This window comes from Vibrio sp. 10N.222.48.A3, from assembly GCF_041475345.1.
In the GTDB taxonomy this organism is placed as follows: domain Bacteria; phylum Pseudomonadota; class Gammaproteobacteria; order Enterobacterales; family Vibrionaceae; genus Vibrio; species Vibrio tasmaniensis_A.
In genome coordinates, this window is record NZ_JBFRVX010001606.1 from 1 (window position 1) to 806 (window position 806).

Sequence of the window (806 nt, forward strand, 5' to 3'; positions counted from 1 at the left end):
CATAATGCTTCCTAGACCTAGACCTAGACCTAGACCTAGACCTAGACCTAGACCTAGACCTAGACCTAGACCTAGACCTGCTAAAGGGATCTCTCGGACGATTTGTACTGGTGAATAGCTTTTAGCTCTCAGATCGAAAAACCGCCCATTTAAGCCTGTATTACAGGTATGAAATGAGCGGTTTCAATGTTCTGCTTACCTGACAGTCGTTTATTAAGACTGATAGAGGTCTACATGTTTGGCAATCGCCTATTTTACGGCGCTGCCTTCTACAGGAACAACGGAGCTAGCATGGGAGCCTTTAGGTCCACTTTCTACTTCATAATCGACCTGTTGACCTGCCTTTAAGGTTCGATAACCTTCCATTTGTATTGTGGAGTAGTGCGCGAAAATATCGCCATCTTCACCTTCTGGACAAATAAAACCAAACCCTTTGGCATTGTTAAACCATTTTACTGTACCTGTAGCCATGCTATACATCCCTCATGCATTTTGTTACTAACGTTGTTATATCAAATCAATGTAAGTTCGATTGATATTATTCCTATCAACTAAACAATTTCAGCTGATAGCTTGAATCTCATACATTGCTTACGGAAATTAACGCTACCCTGCGTAATTATTCCTTATTATAAATTTTTAACGCTTATTACTAGGTTTAGAATCGTGTTACGAAGTTGTATCAGAAAAACCTTTTAGCTCCAATGTAGCTAATGATTGAGTACAGTCAATAGCAAATTGGTATAAAAATGATCAATTTTAATAACAAATCACATTCGAGATTGGCTGCATACTATTAACTAAAT

The 806-nt window shown here is 38.3% G+C and carries 1 protein-coding gene; it reads right to left on the reverse strand.

Annotation, left to right across the window (positions count from 1 at the left end; genetic code table 11):
• Nucleotides 1-249: 249 nt before the first annotated feature.
• Nucleotides 250-471 (reverse strand): cold shock domain-containing protein CspD, encoded by a 222-nt coding sequence (gene cspD, locus AB4653_RS27990; protein WP_009846336.1) that lies wholly within the window; start codon nucleotides 469-471, stop codon nucleotides 250-252.
• Between the last annotated feature and the right edge of the window lie 335 nt (nucleotides 472-806).